The sequence below is a fragment of the Nakamurella flava genome (assembly GCF_005298075.1).
Lineage (GTDB): Bacteria > Actinomycetota > Actinomycetes > Mycobacteriales > Nakamurellaceae > Nakamurella > Nakamurella flava.
The window spans coordinates 124,587-146,617 of sequence record NZ_SZZH01000002.1 but is presented as its reverse complement, the minus strand read 5'-3'; the positions used below and the strand labels follow the sequence as shown (position 1 = coordinate 146,617).

Sequence of the window (22,031 nt, the reverse complement as noted above, 5' to 3'; positions counted from 1 at the left end):
CGGACTCGTTCAGATCCGCCTTCGCCAACGCATCCGCCGCGACCAGCCGAGTGTTCTCCCAGATCTCGACCGGATCGTGCTCCACCCACCCCGCCTTCGGGAAGATCTGCTCATGCTCACGCTGAGCGACCGCAACGACCCGGCCCTCCTTGTTGAACAACATCGCCCGAGTCGACGTGGTGCCCTGATCGATAGCGGCAACGAACTTCTCACTCATGGACAGTGGTCCTTCCCTGCTTCGACGGTGAAGCGGTGGTCTCGATCGTCGAGAACCCCGGTGGTGCAGTACCTCTGGTGGTGCGGTGGATCAGCTGGGGGGATGGTTCCCCCGGCCCGGTGCGGCGAGGGCCGCACCGGGCCGGGTGGTCGGTGGGGGTCAGGCGGAGACGCCGACCCGGACCTCCGGCGCACCGAGACGGGCGGCGTCGGCGGTCATGTCGTCGACCTGCAGCTGCGACTCGCGCTCGGCGGTGACGCGCTGGTGGTAGTGCTCGATCTCGCGATCGACGGCGGCGTCGTCCCAGCCGAGCAGCGGGGCGACCAGCTTCGCGACCGCGGGGGCGGCGGCCTCGCCGCGATCCCAGGTGTCGATGGAGACGCGCAGGCGGCGGGCCAGGATGTCGTCCAGGTGCAGGGCGCCCTCGAACGAGACCGCGTAGACGACCTCGGCCTTGAGGTACTTGGGCGCGCCCTCGACCGGCTCGGCCAGCGACGGGTCCTGCTCGATGAGGTCGAGCAGGTCGCTGATGTCGCTGCCGAAACGGCCGAGCAGGTGCTCGACACGGGCGACGTCCAGGCCGGTGCGCTCGGCGATCCGCTCGCGGGTGTTCCACAGGGCCTGGTAGCCGTCGGCCCCGACCAGCGGCACCCGGTCGGTGCAGGAGGCCGGGATCTTCCCGGGCAGCTGCTTGACCGCCTCGTTCACGGCGTCTTCGGCCATCACACGGTAGGTCGTGTACTTGCCGCCGGCGATGATGACCAGGCCAGGCACCGGCGAGACGCAGGCGTGCTCGCGGGACAGCTTGCTGGTCTGGTCGGACTCGCCGGCCAGCAGCGGGCGCAGCCCGGCGTAGACGCCGACGACATCGTCGCGGGTGAGCGGCGTCTCGAGCAGCGAGTTGGCGTGGTCGAGGATGTAGTCGATGTCGGCCTGGCTGGCGGCCGGGTGGGCCTTGTCGAGGTCCCACGGGGTGTCGGTGGTGCCGATGACCCAGAAATCGTCGCTCCACGGGCACGGGATGATGAACAGCAGGCTCTTCTCGGTCTCGGTGATCAGACCGGTGCGGCTCTGGATGCGGTCGCGCGGGACGACGATGTGCACGCCCTTGGACGCCTGGACGCGGAACCCGCTCTTGCCCACCATCTTCTGCACGTCGTCGGTCCACACACCGGTGGCGTTGACGACGGTCTTGGCCCGCACGGTGATCTCGCGGCCGGCCTCCAGGTCGCGGACGGTGGCCCCGACGACGCGCTCGCCCTGCCGGACCAGGTCGACGACCCGAGCACTGGTGGCCACGTACGCGCCGTACTCGGCGGCGGTGCGAGCGATCATCATGGTGTGCCGGGCGTCGTCCAGCTGGCCCTCGTAGAACTTGATGCCGCCGTGGACGGCGCCGCGCTTGGCCCCGGGGAAGGACTCGAGGGTCTTGCGCTTGCTCAGGTGCTTGTGGTGCGACGGGACACCCTTGCCGGCGCCGAGGACGTCGTACACGCCGATGCCGAGGCCGACGTAGCCGCGGTCGATGCCGCGTCGCTCCAGCGGGTAGACGAATTCGACCGGCCGGGCCAGGTGCGGGCACAGGGTGTCGAGGATCAGCGAACGTTCGCGCAGGGCCTCGAAGACCAGCGAGAAGTTCAGCTGCTTGAGGTAGCGCAGGCCGCCGTGCACGAGCTTGGAGGAGCGGCTGGAGGTGCCGGAGGCCATGTCCCGGGCCTCGACCAGACCGACCGTCAGGCCGCGGCTGGCGGCGTCGAGGGCGGCGCCGGCGCCGACGACGCCCGCCCCGATGACCAGGACGTCGAGTTCGCGAGCCGCCATCTCGTCGAGGGCACGGGCGCGGGTGGTCGGGTTGAGGACGGAGTTCTGCGAAGCCATGTGTGCTGTTCCCCTTCGAATCAGCCTGATCGACACGCTCTCGTCGAGCGGCGGTGACAGCCGGTCGGCGCGTGCGCCGCGACCGGGCCGTGTCGATCGAAAAGCCCGTGAACATCCGACCCCGGTCCGCACCGCCGTCCGGTGGGGTGTCGTGCGTGATGCAACGAACGTATCGACGGCTCCGGACTCCTACAATCGGAAGCGTTCGGCATTGTCGAACGACCGAGCTGGGGGTCGCCCGGCCGGGACGACGACGGGTTCGGACTGCGGAAGGCGGCGCCGGTGCCGGGGAATGTCCAGTCGGTCGAGCGTGCGGCGGCCATCCTGCGGCTGCTGGCCGACGAGGACGAACCCTTGGCCCTGGCCCAGATCGCGTCGGCTCTGGGCCTGGCCAAGCCCACCGCACACGGCATCCTGCGCACGCTGGCCGACGTCGGTTTTGTCGAACAACCCGAGGCGAACGGCCCGTACCAGGTGGCGTCCGACCTGTTCGAGGTCGGTCGCGGTCAACGGTTCGACCCCAACGAGCTGCGGTCGCGGGCCATGAACTGGACGGACACGCTGGCCGCCCGCACCGGGGAGTCCGCTCGGGTGGCCACCTACTACCGGGGGCGGGCGGAGGTCGCCCACCATGTCTTCCGGGCCGGCGGGGGCACCCAGGTGCTGACCACTGGCGCGCAGGTACCGCTGCACGCCAGTGCACTGGGCAAGGTCCTGTTGGCGCACGACCCGGGGGCCGCGCGCCGGGCCCTGCGGGCCGAGCTCCCGGTCTACACCCACCGGACCATCACCGATCGGGTGCTGTTGCAGCGGGAGCTCGCCGCCGTGCGGGACCTCGGCTGGGCGCGCGCGCTGGGCGAGGTGGACCCGGACGTCGCCGGTCTGGCCGCCCCCATCCGCGACCGGGGCGGCTACGTCGTCGCCGTGGTCGGCATCGAGGGATTGATCGACCGGCTGTACGACGGACGCGGTAAGCCCCGCCCGGACATGGTCGACGCGGTGGTCGACACCGGTCGGGCCATCTCCCGCGAACTCGGTCACGGACGGGAACGATGAGCCGCACCTACGTCGCCGCGCTCGACCAGGGCACCACGTCGACCCGCTGCATGCTGTTCGACCGGCAGGGCCGGATGGTGTCCATCGCTCAGCGCGAGCACCACCAGCACTACCCGCGACCCGGCTGGGTCGAACACGACGCCGGTGAGATCTGGTCCATCGTGCGGCGGGTCGTCCCGCAGGCCCTGGACGACGCCGGGGTGGACGCCGACCAGGTCGTCGCCCTCGGCGTGACCAACCAGCGGGAGACGTGTCTGCTGTGGAACCGGCGCACCGGCGTCCCCGTCGGCCGGGCCATCGTCTGGCAGGACACCAGGACCCACGACCTGCTGGCCGACATCGCCGGCCGCATCGACCCCGCGAACCTGCAGCACCGCACGGGACTGCCGCTGGCCAACTACTTCTCGGCCGCGAAACTGCGGTGGATGCTCGACCGCGACCCGGCGGTGGCCGCCGCCGCGGCGGCCGGCGACCTGCTGTTCGGGACGATGGACACCTGGATCACCTGGAACCTCTCCGGGGGAGTCGACGGTGGCGTGCATGTCACCGACGTGACCAACGCCAGCCGCACGATGCTGATGAACCTCGACACCCTCGACTGGGACGAGCAGTTGCTGGGCGCCCTCGACATCCCGAGAGTGGTGCTGCCGCGGATCGTCTCGACCATCGGCACGGTCGCGACCACCGTCGAGCCCCTTCCCGGAGTGCCCATCGGCGCGCTCATCGGTGATCAGCAGGCGTCGCTGTTCGGGCAGACCGCCTTCGATGCCGGTGAGGCGAAGTGCACGTTCGGCACCGGCAGTTTCCTGCTGCTCAACACCGGGACGGAGGCGGTGCGGTCGACGCATGGCCTGGTCACCACCGTCGCCCACAAGGTCGACGGCGAACCGGCCGTCTACGCCCTCGAGGGCTCGATCGCGCTGGCCGGGGGTCTGGTGCAGTGGTGCCGCGACAACCTGGGTCTCATCCGGTCGCCGGCGGAGATCGAGACCCTGGCCCGGTCGGTGGCCGACAACGGCGGCTGCTACCTGGTTCCCGCGTTCTCCGGGCTCTTCGCGCCCTACTGGGACAACGACGCCCAGGGACTGCTGGTCGGGCTGACCTCGTTCGTCACCAAGGGGCACATCGCCCGGGCGGTGCTGGAGGCGACGGCCTGGCAGACCCACGACGTGATGGACGCGATGAACGCCGATGCCGGGGTGGCCGCGCGGTCCCTGGCCGTCGACGGCGGGATGACGAGTAACAACCTCCTTATGCAGACCATCGCCGACTACCTCGACATGCCGGTCGTGCGGCCGATGATGGCCGAGACCGTCGCCCTCGGTGCGGCCTACGCGGCCGGGTTGGCCGTCGGCTACTGGTCGGACCGGCAGGCGCTGCGGGACTTCTGGCGCAAGGCCGGCGAGTGGGTCCCGGCCATGCCGGCCGACCGGCGGGCCCGTGAGCTGGCGCACTGGCGGCACGCCATCGCGGTGACCCGGTTGTGGAGCCAGCGTCCGGGGTGATGCCGCGGCCGTGGCACGACGCTCGCCCCCCGCGCGCTGGGCCAGATGGGTGATCTGGCGGCGACTGTCGTGATGGGCCGCCGCGGTCGCCGTCCCTGTCACAGCGCCACGACGGGGGGTCGTGACGCCGAGGGTGGTGTCTGCGGGCTACAACAGGGTGGCTCGCAGGCACCCACCTGAGAGGGATCGCCCGGGTGTGGTCAACCGGCCGGCTGGAAGACGCCCCGGTAGCCGAAGAGCCCGGCGCTGCCCCCGGTGTGCAGGAACAGCACGTCCCCGCCGAGGACGCCTTCCCGGGCCAGGGCGATCAGACCGGCCATCGCCTTCCCGGTGTAGACCGGGTCGAGCAGTACGCCCTCCGTGCGGGCGACAAGCCGGACGGCGTCGAGCATGTCGGTCGTCGGGACGCCGTATCCGGGGCCGATGAACCGATCGTCGAGCCGCACCGCGGAAGCGTCGACATCCCCGGACCTGCCGAGCAGAGCCAGTGTCGGGGCGATCAACGGATGGACCTTGGCCAGCTGTGCCGGAGTGGGGACCGACACGCAGACCCCGAGGACATCGGGCGCCCGGGGATCGTCGCGGTACCCGGCGATCAGTCCGGCCTGCGTGCCGCCGCTTCCGGTGGCCAGCACCAGGGTGCGGAACGCGACGCCCAGGCGCTCGGCGTCCTGGCTGATCTCCGCGGCGCAGTGGGCGTAGCTGAGCGCGCCGAGCGGGTTCGACCCACCCACCGGGACGACGTAGGGGTGCCGGCCCTCCGCGCGCAGGCGGGTCGCCAGGTCCTCGCTGGCCGCCCGGAGGTCGGTGCCGGCCGCGACCCGGTGGATGGTGGCGCCGAGGATCGCGTCGAGCAGGACGTTCCCGGAGTGCAGATAGTCGTCCTCGGTCCGCTCCTGGGCCAGGATCAGCTCCGCCCGCAGTCCGGCGGCGGCGGCCGCCGCCGCCGTCTGGCGGGCGTGGTTGGACTGCACAGCGCCGGCCGTCACGAGCGTGTCGGCCCCGCGGGCGAGGGCGTCGGCGACCAGCAGCGTCAGCTTGCGGGCCTTGTTGCCGCCCCCCGCGAGCCCGGTCTGGTCGTCCCGCTTGATCCACAGCCGCAGACCGGGCACCGCCAGCTCGCGGGTCAACCGGTCCAGCGGGTGGAGCGGGGTGGGCAGGAAGGCCAGGGATCCCAGTGCGTCCGTCGAGTTCGACATGGGGCCATTCTCGCCCCGGGGTAAGGCATTCCCGCTGCGCGGCAGTGAGTCAGCGGGCAGCGGGGTGGACGGTCACGGCGGTGGCCTTGAACGCGATGCGCACCCGGTCGCCGGGTTGCAGATGCAGATCGGCTGCGGCGGCGACGGTGATGTCCGCGAGCAGGCCGCTGGTGCCGGGGAAGGGGGCGGTGTGGACGCGCACGGTCTCGCCCCGCGGTTCCAGTTCGGTGACCACCGCGGGGAGGTGGTTGCGGGGGCTGCCGCCCGGGTCGTCCTCGTAGACGGCGACGGCGACCGGTGAGAAGACCGCCACCGCAGCATCTCCCGGCCGGCAGGCCGGGTCGGCGGTGCCGTGGACGGCGACACCCCCGCCGGTGATGAGGTGTTGTCCCGTCCAGGTCCCGGCGACGAGATTCACCCCGGCGATGCGCGCGGTGAAGGCCGATCGGGGCGCGGCCAGGACGGAGCGGGTGGGGCCGTCCTCGACGATGCGTCCGGCCTCGACGACGACGGTCCGGTCGGCGAGGGTGAGGGCGTCGATGAGGTCGTGGGTGACGAGCAGCGTGGTCCGCGGCGTCTGTGCCAGCACCCGGCGCAGGAGTTGCCGGATGGCCGGCGCGACGGCGACGTCGAGGGCGGCCATCGGTTCGTCGAGCAGCAGGACTTGTGGGTCGGCGGCCAGGGCCCGGGCGATGGCGATCCGTTGGGCCTGCCCGCCGGACAGCTGATCCGGGGTCCGGTCGGCGTACTGCCCGGCGTCGACGGCGGTCAGCCAGTGCTCGGCCACCCGCCGGGCGTCGGTTCGTCCACGGCCCTGGCTGCGGGGTCCGAACGCGACATTCGCCGCGGCGGTGAGGTGCGGGAAGAGCAGGGCCTGCTGGGCGAGCAGCCCGATCCGACGGCGGTGGGCCGGCACCCATGTCCGGTGGTCGGTGTCGACGAGAACAGTCCCGTCCACCGTGATCCGGCCGTGGTCGGGGCGGAGTTGCCCGGCGAGCAACCCGAGCAGGGTCGACTTGCCGGCCCCGTTGGCACCGAGTACCGCCACCACCTGTCCGGCCGGCACGGCCAGCTCGACCGACACGTCCCGGTCGACGACGGTCGCAGTGATCTCGAGCGAGCCGGACCCGCTCACAGGGCGCCCGACGAGGCACGGCTGCGGGTGGCCAGCACGATCAGCACGGCGACGACCACCAGCACCAGGGAAAGCGCCACCGCGGCGTCGGCGTCGCTCTCCCGCTGCAGGTAGATCTCCAGCGGCAGCGTCCGGGTCACCCCCTGCAGGCTGCCGGCGAACGTCAGGGTGGCGCCGAACTCGCCGAGGGATCGGGCGAAGGCCAGTACGGCGCCGGAGAACAGGCCCGGCAGCACGAGCGGCAGGGTCACCCGACGCAGCACGGTGGTCGGCCGGGCGCCGAGGGTGGCGGCGACGGCCTCGTAGCGTTCGCCCGCGGTGCGCAGCGCTCCCTCCAGGCTGAGCACGAGAAACGGCAGCGCGACGAAGGTCTGGGCGATGACGACGGCGGTGGTGGTGAAGGCGATGCGCAGGCCGAGGGCCTCGAGGGAACTGCCGAGCAGGCCCTGTCGGCCGAAGGTGTAGATGAGGGCGATCCCGCCGACCACCGGCGGCAGCACCAGGGGCAGCAGGACCAGCGATCGGGCCAGACGCAACCCGGGGAAGTGTCCGCGGGCCAGCACCAGAGCCATCGGCGTGCCGAGCAGCACGCACAGCACGGTGCTGGCCGCCGAGGTCTGCAGGCTGAGCCGCAGCGCCGCCAGCGAGGACTCCGAGGAGATCAACGTCCAGAACTGCGACCACTGGACGCGGGCGACCATGGCCACCAGCGGGAGGAGCACGAACAGCCCGCCGACCGCGGCCGGCAAAAAGACCCAGGCCGGCAGCCCGGAACCGGCGGCCGGCCGGGTCCGTCGACGGGACGTCGTCCCTGGACCCGGCCTGGCCGCCTGCGAAGACGTGGTCATGGCGCCGGCTGGAACCCGGCGTCCGACAACACCTTCCGCCCGTCCGACCCGGTGACCAGCGCGACGAACTCCGTGGCCAACTCGGGCTGGGCCGCGGCGGTCAGGGTGGCGATGGGGTAGACGTTGACCACCGACGAGGCCTCGGGCACCGCGACCGCGGTGACCTTGTCGCCGGCGCCGCGCGCGTCGGTGACGTAGACCAGGCCGGCGTCGGCCTGCCCGGTCTGCACTTTGTTCAGCACGTCCGTCACCGACGACTCCTCGCTGACCGGGGTCAGCGTGACGGTCGTGCTCTTCTCGAGCTTTTCGGTCGCCGAGCCACACGGCACCTGCGGCGCGCACACCACGACCTGCAGGTCGGGCCTGGTCAGATCCGCGAGACCGCTGATGCCCCGCGGGTTCCCGGGCGCGGTGACGATGGTCAGCGTGTTGCTGGCGAAGTCCACCGGGCTACCGGAGATCACCCCGGCGTCGGTGGCCTTGCGCATGTTGTTCTGATCGGCCGAGGCGAAGACGTCCGCCGGGGCGCCGGCGGTGAGTTGGGTGACCAGATCGGAGGAGCCGGCGAAGTTGAACGTCACCGTCGTGCCCGGGTTCTGCTCCTCGAACGTCTCGCCGAGGGCGGTGAACGAGCCCTTCAACGAGGCCGCGGCGAACACGGTGAGCGTGCCACCGGCATCGGCCGGTTGCGCGGAGACGACGGAGGTCGCCGGGGTGCCGGCCGGGGCGGCGGTGGACCCGCCGGAGCCGCAGGCGGTCAGGACGGCGAGACCGACCGCCGCACCGGCGGCCAGCACCCCGCGGCCGAGCCGCGTGGACGGCGGACGACTCATGACGGCAGACCTCCCGGGGTTTCGACGATGACCGTGGTCGCCTTGATGACGGCGACGGCCAGCCGGCCCGGTTCCAGTTCCAGATCCCGGACCGCCTCGCTGCTCATCAGCGACACCACGGTGTGCGGACCGCACTGCATCTCGACCTGCGCCATCACCCCGTCCGCGATCACCCGGGTCACCAGACCGACGAACCGGTTGCGGGCCGACCGGCCCACCCCGGACGGGTCCCGTGCGGCGCGGGCCGCGTGCTCCCGGGAGAACGCGGCCAGCTCGGCCCCGTCGATGACCTTGCGGCCCCCGTCGTTCCTGGCGGCCGGCAGCGCTCCGCTGTCGACCCACCGACGGACCGTGTCGTCACTGACACCCAGCAGCTCGGCGGCCTCGCGGATCAGAAATTGAGACATGGGATGAACCATAGCGCCGCATCCGCGGACGCAGAGAATCAATGCCGCCGCGTCTGCTGCTACGCGAGGGAGCGATCAGGATCCGCTGCTCGGCTGCACCCAGGTCGAGGTCGCGGCCAGCACGCGGGAGCCGTCGAGATCGGCCAGGGACAGGCCGGCGAAGCGGACGGCCGCCTCCGAGGTCTGCCACCGGAACCGCGGCTCGGGGGTCGTGGCCGCCTCGACGACCACCCGCGCGGCGTCGGCGGGCTGCTGGGCGGTGGCGAACGAGGCGCCCGCGCGGTCGAGGTAGGCCTGTTGGAGCTCGGCGTACGGGCCGGCGGGGCTGTGGTCGACGGAGCCGACGAAGGACGACGCGACGGCGGCCGGTTCGACGATGCTCACCTGCACACCGAACGGCGCGACGACGGGGGCGAGCGACTGCATCAGGCCCTCGACGGCGAACTTCGCTCCGCAGTAGGCGTCCGCGAATGGCTGGCCGACCACCCCGCCCACGCTGGTGATCGTGACGATCCGGCCGTGACCCCGTTCCCGCATCCCCGGCAGGACGAGCCGGGTGAGGCGGGCCACCGACAGGTAGTTGGTGTCCAACTGGGCCTGCAGGTCGGCGTCGCTGAGTTGTTCCAGGGTGCCGACGGCGCCGCGCCCCGCGTTGTTGACGAGGATGTCGACCGGCCCGGCCGCCTCGACGAGGGCCTGCGCGCCGGCGGCATCGGTGACGTCCAGCGCCTGGATGTCGAGCCGCACGTCGGCCGCCTCGGCCGCGGCCCGCAGGGCGTCGGCCCGCGCGGGATCGCGGACGGTGGCGATGACCTGGTGCCCGGCCTGGGCGAGGCCGACGGCCGTGTGCAGGCCGATACCGCTGGAGGTTCCCGTGACGATGGCTGTGCTCATGGCTCCATGATCGCCCGCCGGCGGTCGTGGTTCGACGTGGCCGGCTCGGCCTTGCACGATGGCGGGATGACGAACCAGCAGCCCCGTGACGTGACCGACGACGGGCGGGCCGATCGGGCGGCGGGGGTGCTGCTCGGTCAGGCCTGCGGGGATGCCCTGGGGGTGCCGTACGAGTTCGCGACCCCGCCGGGGCCGAGCGAGCACGCGGCCATGCTGGGCGGCGGTCTCGGCGACTTCTCGCCGGGCGAATGGAGCGACGACACCGCGATGGCCGTCGCCGTCGCCGAGGGCGTCGTCGCCGGTCGCGGTGACCGGACGCGGACCCTGGACGCGATCGCCGCCGGGTTCCTGCGCTGGTTCGACGACGGACCGGCCGACATCGGCAACCAGACCGCCGCCGTGCTGGCCGCCACCCGCCGCTTCGTCGGCCCGGGCGAGCCCGGAGTGGGCGCGGTCATGACGCAGGAGGCCGCCGCGCACGCCGCCCGCCACCCGCACTCGGCCGGCAACGGCGCCCTCATGCGCACGGGGGTGGTCGCACTGGCCCACCTCGACGACCGGGACGCGCTGGCCGGTCTGGCCCGGGACGTTGCCCTGCTGACGCACGCCGACCCGCTCGCGGTGCAGTCGTGCGTGCTGTGGTGCGAAGCGGTCCGGGTCGCCGTGGTGGAGGCTCGCCTGGACGTGACCGCCGGCCTGGACCTGATCGGGGCCGAGGCCCGGGGCCAGTGGCGGACCTGGCTCGACGAGGCCACCGGAGCCATCGACGGGCCGGTCCCGGGCGCGCGCTTCACCCCCAACGGGTTCACCGTCACCGCCCTGCAGGCAGCGGTCGCCGCCGTCGTCGGCACCCCGATCGCCGGACCGGTCGAAGCCCTGCACGCCGCCGTCCGGATCGGTGACGACACCGACACGGTGGCCGCGATCGCCGGTTCCCTGCTGGGAGCGCGATGGGGTGCGTCGACGTTCCCGGCCCACTGGACCGACGCGGTGCACGGCTGGCCGGGGCAGCGGGCCGGCGACCTGGTCGAGCTCAGCCGGCGGATCGTCACCGCGCCGCCGCCCGCCCGCTGATCGTCACCGGCCCGTCGACCGGCTTGCCCGTTCCCCGCCCTGGCGGCAGGTTGACCAGATGGGCGGATGGCAGGAGGGGGCGGCGGGTGTCGTCGTCCTACCCGACGGGCGGCGCGTTCGGGGACGCGGACTGCGCGCGGGCCCGCCGTCGGATCAGCTTCCGGAGTTCGGTGTCTACCTGACCACGCGTCCTCATCGGGAACCGGGCTGGGAGCAGAGATGGGTTCGCTGGCCCGACTTCTGGCTGCCGGCGTCACCGGGCGACGCGCTCGCGGCGCTCGGCGAGGCGTTCGAGCGTGCGGCGGACCAGAGGGTCGAGATCGCCTGCGACGGCGGGACCGGACGCACCGGGACGGCTCTGGCCGTTCTGGCCCGGCACGCCGGGGTGCCGGCGAGTCAGGCGGTGGCCTGGGTGCGGACCCACTACCGACCGCGGGCGGTGGAGACCCCCTGGCAACGACGTTTCGTGCACCGTGCCGTGCTCGGGAACGACGGAGAGTGCTAGGCGCTCGTCACCAGGGCACCGGCCGTCCGTTGCGGTCGAGGAACTGCAGCCCCCGCCGGTGCCGCTGCGCCTCGACGGTGTCGACCAGTGGCGGGATGGCCTCGTCGACACTGGACGAGGCGCCCTCGCCGCCCAGGTCGGTCCGCACCCACCCCGGTGCGAGGAGCAGCAGCGTCCGGTCGGGATGGGGTTGGCGGGCGGCGTAGCTGCGCATCAGCTGGTTGAGCGCGGCCTTGCTCGCCCGGTACAGCTCCCACCCGCCGCCACGGTTGCCGGCCACGCTGCCCTGGCCCGACGACATCACCGCGATCGTCCCGTCCGGGGCGACGACGTCGTCGAGAGCGTCCAGCAGGCGCAGCGGGGCCAGGGCGTTGGTGATCATGACGCGGGCGAACTCGTCGGCGGGAATCGTTGCCGCGGTGAGGCTCTGGTCGTGGGTGGTGCCGGCGTTGATCAGCAGCAGGTCGAAGGTCCGTCCGGCCAGCCGGTCGGCCAGAGCCCTGATCTGCCCGTCGTCGGTGGTGTCGACGTGTTCGATCTGCAGGTGCCCGGGTGCTCCCCGGGTGGCGTCCTGCAGTGCCTGGGCGCCGTGGGAACGGATGGTGGCGGTCACGTCCGCGCCGCGCCGGCAGAACTCGGTGGCCAGAGCCAGACCGAGACCGCGGGACGCCCCGATGAGCAGGACGGAGTGAGCGGTCGAACCCGCTTCGCCGTGTGCTGTCGTCATACCGGTAGTCAACGCCGCTCACGGCTGACGTCAAGGTGGTTCCCGGTCGGTCAGCGGCGCTCCAGCCTGAAGACCGGGATGACGCGGGTGGTCTTGCGTTCGTACTCGGCGAAGCCCGCCGACATCGCCGTGAACCGCTGCCAGGCCGCGTCCCGGTCGGCTCCGTGGAGCCGGACGGCGCGCACCGGCACGGTCGACACGGTGTCGGCGTCCGGGATCTCGATCTCGACATCCGGGTGGGCGAGCAGGTTGTGGAACCAGGCCGGATGATCCGGCGCGCCGGCCTTGGACGCCGCGATCAGCCAGGCGTCGCCGTCACCGATGGCCGCCAGTGGGCTGACCCGCTCCACACCCGACCGCGCGCCGCGGTGGTGCAGCAGCACCAGGGCGCGACCGAACTGGGGGACCACCCCGCCGTGACTGCGGAACGTGTCGATGACCGACTGGTTGAAGTCACTCATGCCGCCATCCTGCTCTTCCTGGGTGCCCCGGCCGGCCTTGTCGCTCAGCCGATGTCGCGCCGATTCCACCCCCACCAGCCGGCGGTCAGCAACCCGACGGCGATGATCGTGGTCGCCCAGAACGCGAGCCCGCCCAGTGCCGCCTCAGATCCCAGCGCGTGGAACGGGGACACGTCCAGCACGGCGGTCGGCCAGCCCAGTGACGGCCCGATCAGTCCGAGCAGGCCGACCGCGGCCAGCACGCCCCAGGCGGCCCCGGTGGCCCGGGGCAGCCACCCCAGCAGCACCGCCGCGAGGGCCACGACGACGATCGCCGCCGGGATCTCGGCCGCTGCGGTGCGCACCACGGGGCGGAGGACGTCCGACGCCGTCGTCCCCGAGCCGGCGACCGCCCCGGCCACCAGGGCGGCGACGGTACTGCCCACCGTCAGCAGGACGCCGGCTCCGATCACGGCCAGCCCCAGCGCGGGTGCCATCACCCGTGAGCGGGACGTCGCCGTGGCCAGCAGCATCTCGGCCCGCCCTGCGGTCTCCTCGCCGCGCAGTCGCAGCACCGTGCTGACCCCGAAAGCCGCCGCGACGATGGCCAGGATGGTGACCGTGGCCGTCAGGAAAGCGACGGTGATCTGGGCGGCGCCACCCAACCGCCGGATCGTGTCGGCCAGCGCCGGGGTTCCGCTGATGAGCTCGTCCACGCCGCTGGTCGCTGCGCCGTAGACCCCGCCCAGCACGACGAACGTGGCGGTCCAGCCGAGGAGGGAACCGCGCTGCAGCCGGGTGGCCAGTGAGGCCGGGCCGCGCAACCCCGCCGCGGCGGTGGACCGTCCCGTCGACGGTGCGACCACCCCGGCGCCGACGTCGCGACGAGCGTCGAGGGCCCGGGCGACCGCGAAGGCGAGAACCGCCGTCAGAAGGAGGATCCCGATCATCCACCAGCGATCGGCCGCGAATGCCTGCACCTGCTGGGCCCAGCCGATCGGTGACCACCAGGACACCCAGGACAGCCCGGGGGAGCTGTCGCCGACCGCCCGCACGACGAAGCCCAGCCCGACCAGCGCGCAGCCCAGGCCGGTGGCGGTCCGCGCGGCGACCACCAGCTGGGCGACGACGGCGGCCGACCCGGCGAAGACCAGGCCAACGCCGCCGATGGCCGATCCGAGCAGCACCGAGCCGGTCACCGCCTGGCCCCGCGCGATCATCACGGCGGCGATCAGGACGGCGGCCGATCCGTTCAGGACGGCGGCGGCGAGGGCGGCGACCGCCAGCGGGCTGCCCCGGTCGACCGCCGACGACAGCACCAGATCCTGACGACCGGTCTCCTCGTCCTGCCGCGTGTGCCGGACGACGATGACGGTGGACAGCAGTCCGAGAATCACCACCGCGGTGGCGACGGACCGCCAGGCGGTCAGCCCGCCGACGGTCGACCCGTCGAACACCGGCCCAGTGAGGGCCAGGAACGCCGGAGTGGCATCGACGGACGCGGCGAACGCCCGCCGCGACGCCACGTCCGGGTACAGGCCGGCGAGGGCGACGGCGCTCGCGGCGACCAGCGCGGTGACCGCCAGCGCGCCCGCCACGATGAGCACGCGATCGCGCCGCAGAGCGAGCCGGAACAGCGCCGGGAGACCGGCGAATCGGCGGGCGTGCGCCCGGTGCCGGGCCGGCCGTAGGGACACTGCCGCGCTCATCGGACGTCGTCCGCGGTGTAGTGGCGCAGGAACAACTCCTCCAGCGTCGGCGGTGTGCACGCGAGCGAGCGCAGACCCGCCCCGGTCAGGACCGCCATCACGGTGCCGATCCGGTCGCTGTCCACCGCCGCCCGGACGCGATGACCGTCCACCTGCAGGTCGTGCACCCCGTCGGCCGCGGTGAGCGCACCGACCCGGCCCGGTTCGGCCACCTCGGCCAGGACGGCGGTCCGGGTGAGGTGTCGCAGTTCGGCGAGCGTCCCGGACTCGATGATGCGGCCGGACCGCACGATGCCGACCCGGTCGCACAGGGCCTCGACCTCGCTGAGGATGTGACTGGAGAGCAGAACCGTTCGGCCGCGGGCCTTCTGGGCGGTGATCTCCTCACGGAACACCTGCTCCATCAGCGGATCCAGACCGGAGGTGGGCTCGTCCAGCACCAGTAGTTCGACGTCGGCGGCCAGCGCGGCGATCAGGGCGACCTTCTGCCGGTTACCCTTGGAGTAGGTGCGGCAGCGGCGGGTCGGGTCCAGGTCGAACCGCTGCAGCAACTCGTCGCGGCGCCGCCGATCGAGCCCGCCGCGCAGCCGGCCGAGCAGGTCGATGGTCTCGCCGCCGGTGAGCGTCGGCCACAGTGCCACGTCACCGGGGACGTACGCCAGCCGCCGGTGCAGGTCGACGGCGTCCCGGAACGGGTCCCGACCCAGCAGGCGCACCTGCCCGGCAGTGGGACGGAGCAGTCCGAGCAGCACCCGGATAGTGGTCGACTTGCCGGAGCCGTTCGGGCCGAGGAAGCCATGCACCTCGCCCGCGGTGACCGTCAGGTCGAGTCCGTCGAGCGCGACGACGGACCCGAAACGCTTCTGCAGATGACGGATGTCGATGGCGGCAGCCATGAATCCGCACTGTAACCCTCGACGGCAGGTCCGGCAGCGGCACGAAGGGATGCCGAGATTAGGTGAGGGTTGCCTTAGTTCTGTGGCACCATGGTGGCGACCCGAGGAGTAGCGATGGCGACCCACCTGACCGTGACGCGCACCGAGCAGCTCAGCCCGAGCCTGCGCCGCGTGCACTTCCACAGCGACGACCTGTCCGCGTTCGCCGACTCGTTCGACACCGACCGCTACGTCAAGCTCGTCTTCCCCCAGCCCGGTGTCGTCTATCCCGAACCGTTGGACTTCCGGGCGCTGCGCGGCGTCTTCCCGCCCGAGGACATGCCCGTCGTCCGCACCTACACGGCGCTCTTTCCCAACGTGGCCGCCGGCACCGTGGCCATCGACTTCGTCGTGCACGGTGACCACGGTGTCGCCGGGCCCTGGGCGGCGGCGGCCCGGCCGGGCGACCGGCTGCTGGTCAACGGTCCCAACGGTGCCTATCGACCGGACCCCACGGCCGACTGGCACCTGCTCGTCGGCGACGAGACGGCCATCCCGGCCATCACCGCCGCGCTGGCCGACCTGCCGGCCTCGGCCACGGCGCGGGTCTTCCTCCTCGTCGAGAAACCCGGCCACGAGCTGGATCTGCCCCTTCCGGCAGGTGCCACCGTGACCTGGTACTACCGATCCGAGAGCCCGGATCACGGCGATGGCCTGCTCGACACGGCGGTACGGAGCCTGCCCTGGCTCCCCGGCCGGGTGCACGTCTTCGCCCACGGCGAGGCGCAGGAGATCATGCACCGGATCCGCCCACACCTGCTGCGGGAGCGGGGCCTGGACCGGTCGCAGGTGTCGATCTCCGGCTACTGGCGGCAGGGCCGCACCGAGGAGGCGTTCCGCGAGTGGAAGTCGGAACTGGCCCGCCGCGAGGCCCAGCCGGCCTGACGCGCTACCCGCCGAGCCCGGTCCGCAGCTCGTCCAGGGCGGCGTCCAGGTCCACCCGCGGTGTCCACCCCCACGCCCGGGCCCGGTCGCCCCGCAGCTGCCCGGTCCAGGCCGGGCGGTCGTCCCAGACCGGGTCGACCCCCACGGCATCGGCCACGGTCTGGAAGTAGTCGCGCTGCCGATCGGTGCCGGCCACGACGCTGACCGGGGTGCAGCCACCCTCGACCGGACCTCGCTCGGGGTCGGTCGACGCGGCGATGGCCCCGACCGCGATGTCGGCGGCCAGCGCGGCCAGATCGGTGACGTGCACCCACGGCCACGACCCGTCCGCCGCGGCGTGGCGGTTCGCCTCGTCGTCCCGCATCCCGGCCGGCCGCAGCGTGTTCCAGACCGACGTCGGACCGGGGCCGAGGATCGCCGGCGGTCGCAGCAGGACGCGGGTGATGCCGTCGACCTCGGCCACCGCGGCTTCGGTGTCCCGCTTGGTGACGGCGTAGTCGTTGGCGTCGTCGCCGACTAGCGCCGACGTCTCGGACACGTCCCCCGCAGAGGGCGACCGGTCGTAGACCGCGGCCGTCGACAGGTGCACCAGCCGGTCGACCCCGGCCGCGGCGGCGGCCCGGGCCAGCGTCGCGGTGCCGATCACCCCGACCTGCTCCTGGGTGCCCCGATCGGAGCCCATCGGGTGCACCGTCGTCACCACCGCGTCGGCTCCGGCGACGGCCTGCGCGGCGAACTCCGGGTCGGTGAAGTCGCCCACCACCTCGTCGATCCCGTCGGGTGCCGTGCCGGCCCGGCGGACCACCCCGTGCACGTCGGCGCCGCGCTCCCGCAGGGCGAGGCAGACCTGGGAGCCGACCAGACCATTGGCCCCGACCACCACCACGGTCGCGGGCATCAGCAGCCACCTGCCTGCGCGGCGTCGTCCAGTGCGGCGGTGATGCCGTGCACGACCTCATCGAGCTCGGCGTCCGTCATCACGAACGCGGGGGAGACCTGGATGCCGCCGGCGCCGACCGCGCGGGTCGCGATGCCGTGCCGGCGCAGGACCGGGACCAGGCCCAGAGCCGTCGGGGCGTCGGCCAACTGGACCGCGGCGACGGCGCCGGTGCCGCTGCGCACCTCGACGACCTCGCTGTGCTCGGCCAGCGGTGCCAGGCGGTGGTGCAGCTGATGGGCGAGGTGGTCGGCGGCGCCCAGCAGGTTCTCGCGCTCGATGATGTCGAGGTTGGCCATGGCCGCCGCAGCCGCTCCGGCGTGTCCGCCGTAGGTGTAACCGTGCCGCCACCAGGTCGAGCCGCCCGGAGTGAAGAACGGTTCGGCGACGTGCGGGGCGACGAAGACCGCACCCATCGGCACGTACCCGGACGTCAGGCCCTTCGCCGTGGTCATCAGATCGGGCTGCAGACCGAACTTGGTGGAGGCGAACCATTCTCCGCCGATGCGACCGAAACCGGTGATGACCTCGTCGGCGACGAACAGGATGTCGTGGTCCCGGCAGATCTGGCGGACCTCGGCCAGATACCCCTCCGGCGGCGGGTAGACGCCACCGGCGCCGATGACCGGCTCGCAGAAGAACGCGGCGATCCGGTGGGCGCCGTGCTGCTCGATGACCTCGAGCAGGGCCTTGCCCTGATCCCAGGGGATCGAGGTGACGGCGTCCGGCATGAGATCGCCGTACCCGTCGTGGTTACCGGGGATGCCGGCCAGCGCCGTTCCGGCGACATGCATGCCGTGGTAGGCCTTGTCGCGGGCGACCAGCAAGGTGCGCTCGGGTTGCCCCCGCTCGATCCAGTACCGCCGGGCCAGCTTGGCGGCGGTCTCGATCGAGTCCGAACCGCCCGAGGTGAAGAAGATCTTGCTGTCCGGTACCGGGGCGATGGCAGCCAGCCGCTCGGCCAGGGCGACGGTGACATCGGCGGTGTAGTTGCCGAAGCCCGAGTAGTGGGCCAGGGTGCCGAGCTGATGGGCGACCGCCTCGGCGATCTCGGTGCGGCCGTGCCCGACGTTGGCGAACCAGAGCCCCGCGGTGGCGTCGAGGTACCGCTTGCCCTCGGCGTCCCACACCTGCGACCCCGCGCCACGGGTGAGGACGAACTGCCCCCGTTCCTGCACGTCGGCCATGTTCGCGAAGCCGTGCCAGAGCGCGCCCACATCAACCTTCTCTCCACCGGGGGCGTCGATGCGGCGCCCGGGACCGAGGGTAGTGCCGTGCACCCACGCCTCGACCGGGCGGTGATCACTATGCACGCAAGGCGGTACCCGACCGGCCGGGTTGATACCCATGAACCCCCGAAGAGCGACCCACCGCCACCATCAACGCAAGGACGCGTCCGATGCCCGATCACGATCGACTCCCGCCGCCCACCACCGACCACTGGGACTGGCAGCTGCGCGCCGCCTGTCGCGGCGCCGACGTCACGGCGTTCTACCACCCGTCCCAGGAGCGCAGCCGGAGCCGGGAGCGCCGCATCGAACGCGCCAAGGCCGTGTGCGCGCAGTGCCCGGTGCTGTCGGCCTGTCGGCGGCACGCCCTGTCCACCCGGGAGCCGTACGGGGTCTGGGGCGGACTGTCCGAGAACGAACGCGCCGGCATCCTCGGCGTCCGGTCCCTGCAGTATCCGGGCCCGGTCCAGCGCCCGGTTCGTCTCGGTTCCGCCGCGACCGGCGATCGCCCGATCGCGGCCGGAGCGGTCCGCGCCTGAGCGCCGCAGACCCGTCCGGCCGGCTCCGGGCCCGTTCGGGGGTGCCCGGAACCGGCCGGGCGCAGTACGTGCCGACAGCCCGGATCGGTCCTACAGCTTGATGCCGACGTACTTGGTCTCGAGGTACTCGTCGATGCCCTCGGCGCCGCCCTCACGGCCCAGGCCGGAGGCCTTGACCCCGCCGAACGGGGCGGCCGGGTTGGAGACGATGCCCTGGTTGAGGCCGACCATGCCGGTCTCCAGCCGTTCGGCCACGGTCAGCGCCCGCGTGACGTCGCGGGTGAAGGCGTAGGCGACCAGGCCGTACTCGGTGTCGTTGGCCAGGGCGATGCCCTCGTCGTCGGTGTCGAAGGTGATGATCGGGGCGACCGGCCCGAAGATCTCCTCGCGGAACACCTTGGCCGACGTGGGCACCCCGGTGAGCACGGTCGGCGGGTAGAAGTAGCCCGGCCCGTCGACGGCCTTGCCCCCGGTGAGGACGGTCGCGCCCTGGTCGGTGGCGTCGGTGACGAGTTCGGTGACCTTCTCGACGGCCTTGGCGTCGACCAGCGGACCGACCTGCACCCCGTCGTCCCAGCCGCGGCCGATGGTCATCGCGCCCATCTTCTCGGCGAGCTTGGCGGCGAACTCGTCGGCGACGCTGCGGTGCACGATGAACCGGTTGGCCGCGGTGCAGGCCTCGCCGATGTTGCGCATCTTGGCCAGCATCGCCCCGTCGACGGCGGCGTCGAGGTCGGCGTCGCCGAACACCAGGAACGGGGCGTTGCCGCCGAGTTCCATCGACACCTTGAGCACGTTCTGGGCGGACTGCTCGATGAGCTTCTGCCCGACCGGGGTGGACCCGGTGAACGTCAGCTTGCGCAGCCGCGGGTCGGCGATGATCGGCCCGGACACCGCCCCGGACTGCGAGGTGGTGATGACGTTGACGACGCCGTCCGGCAGACCGGCCTCCATGAGGATGGCCGCGAGAGCCAGGGTGGTGAGCGGGGTCTGGGCGGCCGGCTTGACCACGACGGGGCAACCGGCGGCCAGGGCCGGGCCGAGCTTGCGGGTGCCCATGGCCAGCGGGAAGTTCCACGGGGTGATCGCGTAGACCGGGCCGACCGGCTGCTTCATGGTCAGCAGCCGGGTGCCGCCGGACGGGGCGACGGAGTACCGCCCCGAGATGCGGACGGCCTCCTCGGAGAACCAGCGCAGGAACTCGCCGCCGTAGGTGACCTCGCCGCGGGCCTCGGCCAGCGGCTTGCCCATCTCCAGCGTCATCAGCAGGGCGATGTCCTCGGCCCGCTCGGTGACCAGGTCGAAGGCCTTGCGCAAGACCTCACCGCGGGCCCGCGGGTCCGTGGCGGCCCACTCGGCACCGGCGGCCACCGCGGCGTCCAGGGCGGCGATGCCCTGCTCCGGGGAGGCGTCCGCGACCTGGGTGAGAACCTCACCGGTCGCCGGGTTCTCGACCTTGATGGTGGCGTCGGTGTCGATCCACCGGCCACCGATCAGCAGGCCGGTGGGGACGGCGGCCAGTACCTGGTCGATGCGGTCCTGCGAAACACCCATGAGGGCAGATCCTCTCGAAGACGATGCAGTGGGGCGGAGCGGTCAGCGGGCTCAGGCGGTCGCGGCGGTGAGCCGGTCGAGCGCGCCGGACAGGACGTCCAGACCCTCGTCCAGCAGCTCGGGCGAGATCACCAGCGGGGGCAGGAAGCGGAGCACGTTCCCCCAGGTACCCGCGGTGAGCACGACCACGCCCTCGGCGTGGCAGGCCCGGGCCAGCGCACCGGTGAGCACCGGGTTCGGGGTCTGCGGGCCCTGGGCGCCGTCCGGGTCGATCAGCTCGACGGCGATCATGCCGCCGCGGCCACGGATGTCGCCGATCTCCGGGTGGACGGCCTGCATCTCCCGCAGGCGCCGGACCATCTGCTCCTCGATGCGGTGGGCGGCGCCCCGCAGGTCCTGCTCGCGCATCGTCTCGATCGCGCCGAGCGCGGCCGCACAGGCCACCGGGTTGCCGCCGTAAGTGCCGCCGAGCCCGCCCGGGTGCACGGCGTCCATCAGTTCGGCGCGGCCGGTGACCGCGGCCAGCGGCAGGCCGCCGGCAATGCCCTTGGCCATGGTGACGAGGTCCGGGACGACGCCCTCGGCGTCGCTGGCGAACCAGTCGCCGGTGCGGCAGAAGCCGGTCTGCACCTCGTCGGCGATGAACAACGCGCCGTTGGCCCGCGCCCACTCGACGATGGCCGGCAGGAAGCCGGGGGCCGGCTCGATGAACCCGCCCTCACCCTGGATCGGCTCGATGATGACGGCGGCCACGTTCTGCGCGCCGACCTGGACGTTGATCATGTCGATCGCGCGGGCAGCGGCCGCGGCGCCGTCCAGCCCGTCCCGGTAGGGGTAGGAGCCGGGGACGCGGTACACGTCGGCCGGGAACGGCCCGAAGCCCTGCTTGTAGGGCATGTTCTTCGCGGTCAGCGCCATCGTCAGGCTGGTGCGGCCGTGGTAGGCGTGGTCGAAGGCGATGACGGCGGTGCGGCCGGTGGCGTGCCGGGCGACCTTGATCGCGTTCTCGACGGCCTCGGCGCCCGAGTTGAACAGCGCCGTCTTCTTGGCGTGCGAGCCGGGGGTCAGCGCGGCCAGCTCCTCGCAGACCTGCACGTAGCCCTCGTACGGCGCGATCATGAAGCAGGTGTGGGTGAACGCGGCGACCTGCTCGGTCACCCCGGCGACCACGGCGGGGGCGCTGTTGCCGACGCTGGTGACGGCGATGCCCGAGCCGAGGTCGATCAGCCGGTTGCCGTCGACGTCCTCGATGATCCCGCCGCCGGCGCGCTGCACGTAGACGGGCAGCATCGAGCTCACGCCACCGGCGACCACCCGCTGACGGCGGGCGGTGAGCTCGCGGGATCGGGGGCCGGGCAGCTCGGTGACCAGCCGGCGCTCCTGCGGCAGACCGTCGACCGCCGCTGCGGAGCTCTCGGGGGTGGTACCGGTCGAGGTCAGGGGCTCGGTCATGGTCATGTCGCGATGGTCCTCTCGCTGCGGAGCGTTTCCCACAGACTGCGCCTGATCGAGTGCGGACGGTACT

Annotated in this window: 22 protein-coding genes; 6 read left to right on the top strand and 16 right to left on the bottom strand. The window is 72.6% G+C overall.

The features are described from left to right. The coding region (locus tag FDO65_RS11755) for an FGGY family carbohydrate kinase (protein WP_240757567.1) at nt 1-217 on the bottom strand (217 nt) is incomplete at its 3' end. A 159-nt stretch (nt 218-376) separates the two neighbouring features. After that, on the bottom strand, nt 377-2,095 hold the full coding sequence (locus FDO65_RS11750; RefSeq protein ID WP_137449909.1) for a glycerol-3-phosphate dehydrogenase/oxidase: 1,719 nt from the start codon (nt 2,093-2,095) through the stop codon (nt 377-379). 282 nt (nt 2,096-2,377) lie between these two features. Between FDO65_RS11750 and FDO65_RS11745 the strand changes: the two genes are divergently transcribed. After that, nucleotides 2,378-3,151 carry an IclR family transcriptional regulator gene (locus FDO65_RS11745; protein ID WP_137449908.1) on the top strand — a complete coding sequence of 258 codons (774 nt, stop codon included), beginning with the start codon at nt 2,378-2,380 and terminating at the stop codon, nt 3,149-3,151. Further along, nucleotides 3,148-4,656 carry a glycerol kinase GlpK gene (gene glpK / locus FDO65_RS11740; protein ID WP_137449907.1) on the top strand — a complete coding sequence of 503 codons (1,509 nt, stop codon included), beginning with the start codon at nt 3,148-3,150 and terminating at the stop codon, nt 4,654-4,656. Before FDO65_RS11745 ends, glpK begins: the two co-directional genes overlap by 4 nt. Nucleotides 4,657-4,856: 200 nt before the next feature. Here the strand turns inward: glpK and FDO65_RS11735 are convergent, their stop codons facing one another. The 6 genes from FDO65_RS11735 to FDO65_RS11710 form a co-directional block, all read right to left on the bottom strand. Next, nucleotides 4,857-5,855 carry a D-cysteine desulfhydrase family protein gene (locus FDO65_RS11735; RefSeq protein WP_137449906.1) on the bottom strand — a complete coding sequence of 333 codons (999 nt, stop codon included), beginning with the start codon at nt 5,853-5,855 and terminating at the stop codon, nt 4,857-4,859. 49 nt (nt 5,856-5,904) lie between these two features. After that, nucleotides 5,905-6,990, bottom strand: coding sequence for a sulfate/molybdate ABC transporter ATP-binding protein (locus tag FDO65_RS11730; protein ID WP_137449905.1), 1,086 nt, complete (start codon nt 6,988-6,990; stop codon nt 5,905-5,907). Continuing rightward, entirely contained in the window at nt 6,987-7,838 is an 852-nt protein-coding gene (locus tag FDO65_RS11725; protein WP_137449904.1) for an ABC transporter permease, read from the bottom strand. The genes FDO65_RS11730 and FDO65_RS11725 overlap by 4 nt, the downstream gene beginning before the upstream one ends. Next, nucleotides 7,835-8,671 (bottom strand): molybdate ABC transporter substrate-binding protein, encoded by an 837-nt coding sequence (modA, locus tag FDO65_RS11720; RefSeq protein ID WP_137449903.1) that lies wholly within the window; start codon nt 8,669-8,671, stop codon nt 7,835-7,837. The genes FDO65_RS11725 and modA overlap by 4 nt, the downstream gene beginning before the upstream one ends. Then, on the bottom strand, nt 8,668-9,078 hold the full coding sequence (locus FDO65_RS11715) for a TOBE domain-containing protein (protein WP_137449902.1): 411 nt from the start codon (nt 9,076-9,078) through the stop codon (nt 8,668-8,670). Before FDO65_RS11715 ends, modA begins: the two co-directional genes overlap by 4 nt. A gap of 75 nt (nt 9,079-9,153) precedes the next feature. Continuing rightward, a complete protein-coding gene (locus FDO65_RS11710) occupies nt 9,154-9,972 on the bottom strand; it encodes an SDR family oxidoreductase (RefSeq protein WP_137449901.1) in 819 nt (272 codons plus the stop codon). A 66-nt stretch (nt 9,973-10,038) separates the two neighbouring features. Here FDO65_RS11710 and FDO65_RS11705 point away from each other — a divergent pair, with 66 nt between their 5' ends. Together FDO65_RS11705 and FDO65_RS11700 are read left to right on the top strand one after the other, a co-directional pair. Beyond that, a complete protein-coding gene (locus FDO65_RS11705) occupies nt 10,039-11,046 on the top strand; it encodes an ADP-ribosylglycohydrolase family protein (protein ID WP_137449900.1) in 1,008 nt (335 codons plus the stop codon). A 58-nt stretch (nt 11,047-11,104) separates the two neighbouring features. Continuing rightward, complete coding sequence (locus FDO65_RS11700) at nt 11,105-11,551, top strand: protein-tyrosine phosphatase family protein (RefSeq protein ID WP_137449899.1); 447 nt, start codon at nt 11,105-11,107, stop codon at nt 11,549-11,551. A gap of 7 nt (nt 11,552-11,558) precedes the next feature. Here FDO65_RS11700 and FDO65_RS11695 read toward each other — a convergent pair whose 3' ends face one another. From FDO65_RS11695 to FDO65_RS11680, 4 genes are read right to left on the bottom strand one after another with little or no spacing between them, the layout of a single operon-like run. Further along, nucleotides 11,559-12,278 (bottom strand): SDR family oxidoreductase, encoded by a 720-nt coding sequence (locus FDO65_RS11695; protein ID WP_137449898.1) that lies wholly within the window; start codon nt 12,276-12,278, stop codon nt 11,559-11,561. A 50-nt stretch (nt 12,279-12,328) separates the two neighbouring features. After that, nucleotides 12,329-12,739: a nitroreductase/quinone reductase family protein gene (locus tag FDO65_RS11690; RefSeq protein WP_137449897.1), complete on the bottom strand. Its 411-nt coding sequence runs from the start codon at nt 12,737-12,739 to the stop codon at nt 12,329-12,331. A 44-nt stretch (nt 12,740-12,783) separates the two neighbouring features. After that, nucleotides 12,784-14,427, bottom strand: coding sequence for an ABC transporter permease (locus FDO65_RS11685; RefSeq protein ID WP_137449896.1), 1,644 nt, complete (start codon nt 14,425-14,427; stop codon nt 12,784-12,786). Next, nucleotides 14,424-15,323 (bottom strand): ABC transporter ATP-binding protein, encoded by a 900-nt coding sequence (locus FDO65_RS11680; protein WP_137449895.1) that lies wholly within the window; start codon nt 15,321-15,323, stop codon nt 14,424-14,426. Before FDO65_RS11680 ends, FDO65_RS11685 begins: the two co-directional genes overlap by 4 nt. A 114-nt stretch (nt 15,324-15,437) precedes the next feature. Here FDO65_RS11680 and FDO65_RS11675 point away from each other — a divergent pair, with 114 nt between their 5' ends. Further along, nucleotides 15,438-16,247 (top strand): siderophore-interacting protein, encoded by an 810-nt coding sequence (locus tag FDO65_RS11675; protein ID WP_205849992.1) that lies wholly within the window; start codon nt 15,438-15,440, stop codon nt 16,245-16,247. A gap of 4 nt (nt 16,248-16,251) precedes the next feature. Here FDO65_RS11675 and FDO65_RS11670 read toward each other — a convergent pair whose 3' ends face one another. Together FDO65_RS11670 and FDO65_RS11665 are read right to left on the bottom strand one after the other, a co-directional pair. Then, nucleotides 16,252-17,145: an NAD-dependent epimerase/dehydratase family protein gene (locus FDO65_RS11670; protein ID WP_137449893.1), complete on the bottom strand. Its 894-nt coding sequence runs from the start codon at nt 17,143-17,145 to the stop codon at nt 16,252-16,254. Further along, complete coding sequence (locus FDO65_RS11665; RefSeq protein WP_137449924.1) at nt 17,145-18,371, bottom strand: aminotransferase family protein; 1,227 nt, start codon at nt 18,369-18,371, stop codon at nt 17,145-17,147. The genes FDO65_RS11670 and FDO65_RS11665 overlap by 1 nt, the downstream gene beginning before the upstream one ends. A gap of 212 nt (nt 18,372-18,583) precedes the next feature. On the opposite strand from FDO65_RS11665, the gene FDO65_RS11660 reads away from it, so the two are divergent. Beyond that, nucleotides 18,584-18,952 (top strand): WhiB family transcriptional regulator, encoded by a 369-nt coding sequence (locus FDO65_RS11660; protein WP_137449892.1) that lies wholly within the window; start codon nt 18,584-18,586, stop codon nt 18,950-18,952. Nucleotides 18,953-19,042: 90 nt separating this feature from the next. Here FDO65_RS11660 and FDO65_RS11655 read toward each other — a convergent pair whose 3' ends face one another. Then, nucleotides 19,043-20,506 carry an NAD-dependent succinate-semialdehyde dehydrogenase gene (locus tag FDO65_RS11655; RefSeq protein ID WP_137449891.1) on the bottom strand — a complete coding sequence of 488 codons (1,464 nt, stop codon included), beginning with the start codon at nt 20,504-20,506 and terminating at the stop codon, nt 19,043-19,045. Nucleotides 20,507-20,557: 51 nt separating this feature from the next. After that, nucleotides 20,558-21,958 (bottom strand): 4-aminobutyrate--2-oxoglutarate transaminase, encoded by a 1,401-nt coding sequence (gabT, locus tag FDO65_RS11650; RefSeq protein ID WP_137449923.1) that lies wholly within the window; start codon nt 21,956-21,958, stop codon nt 20,558-20,560. Nucleotides 21,959-22,031: the final 73 nt, after the last annotated feature.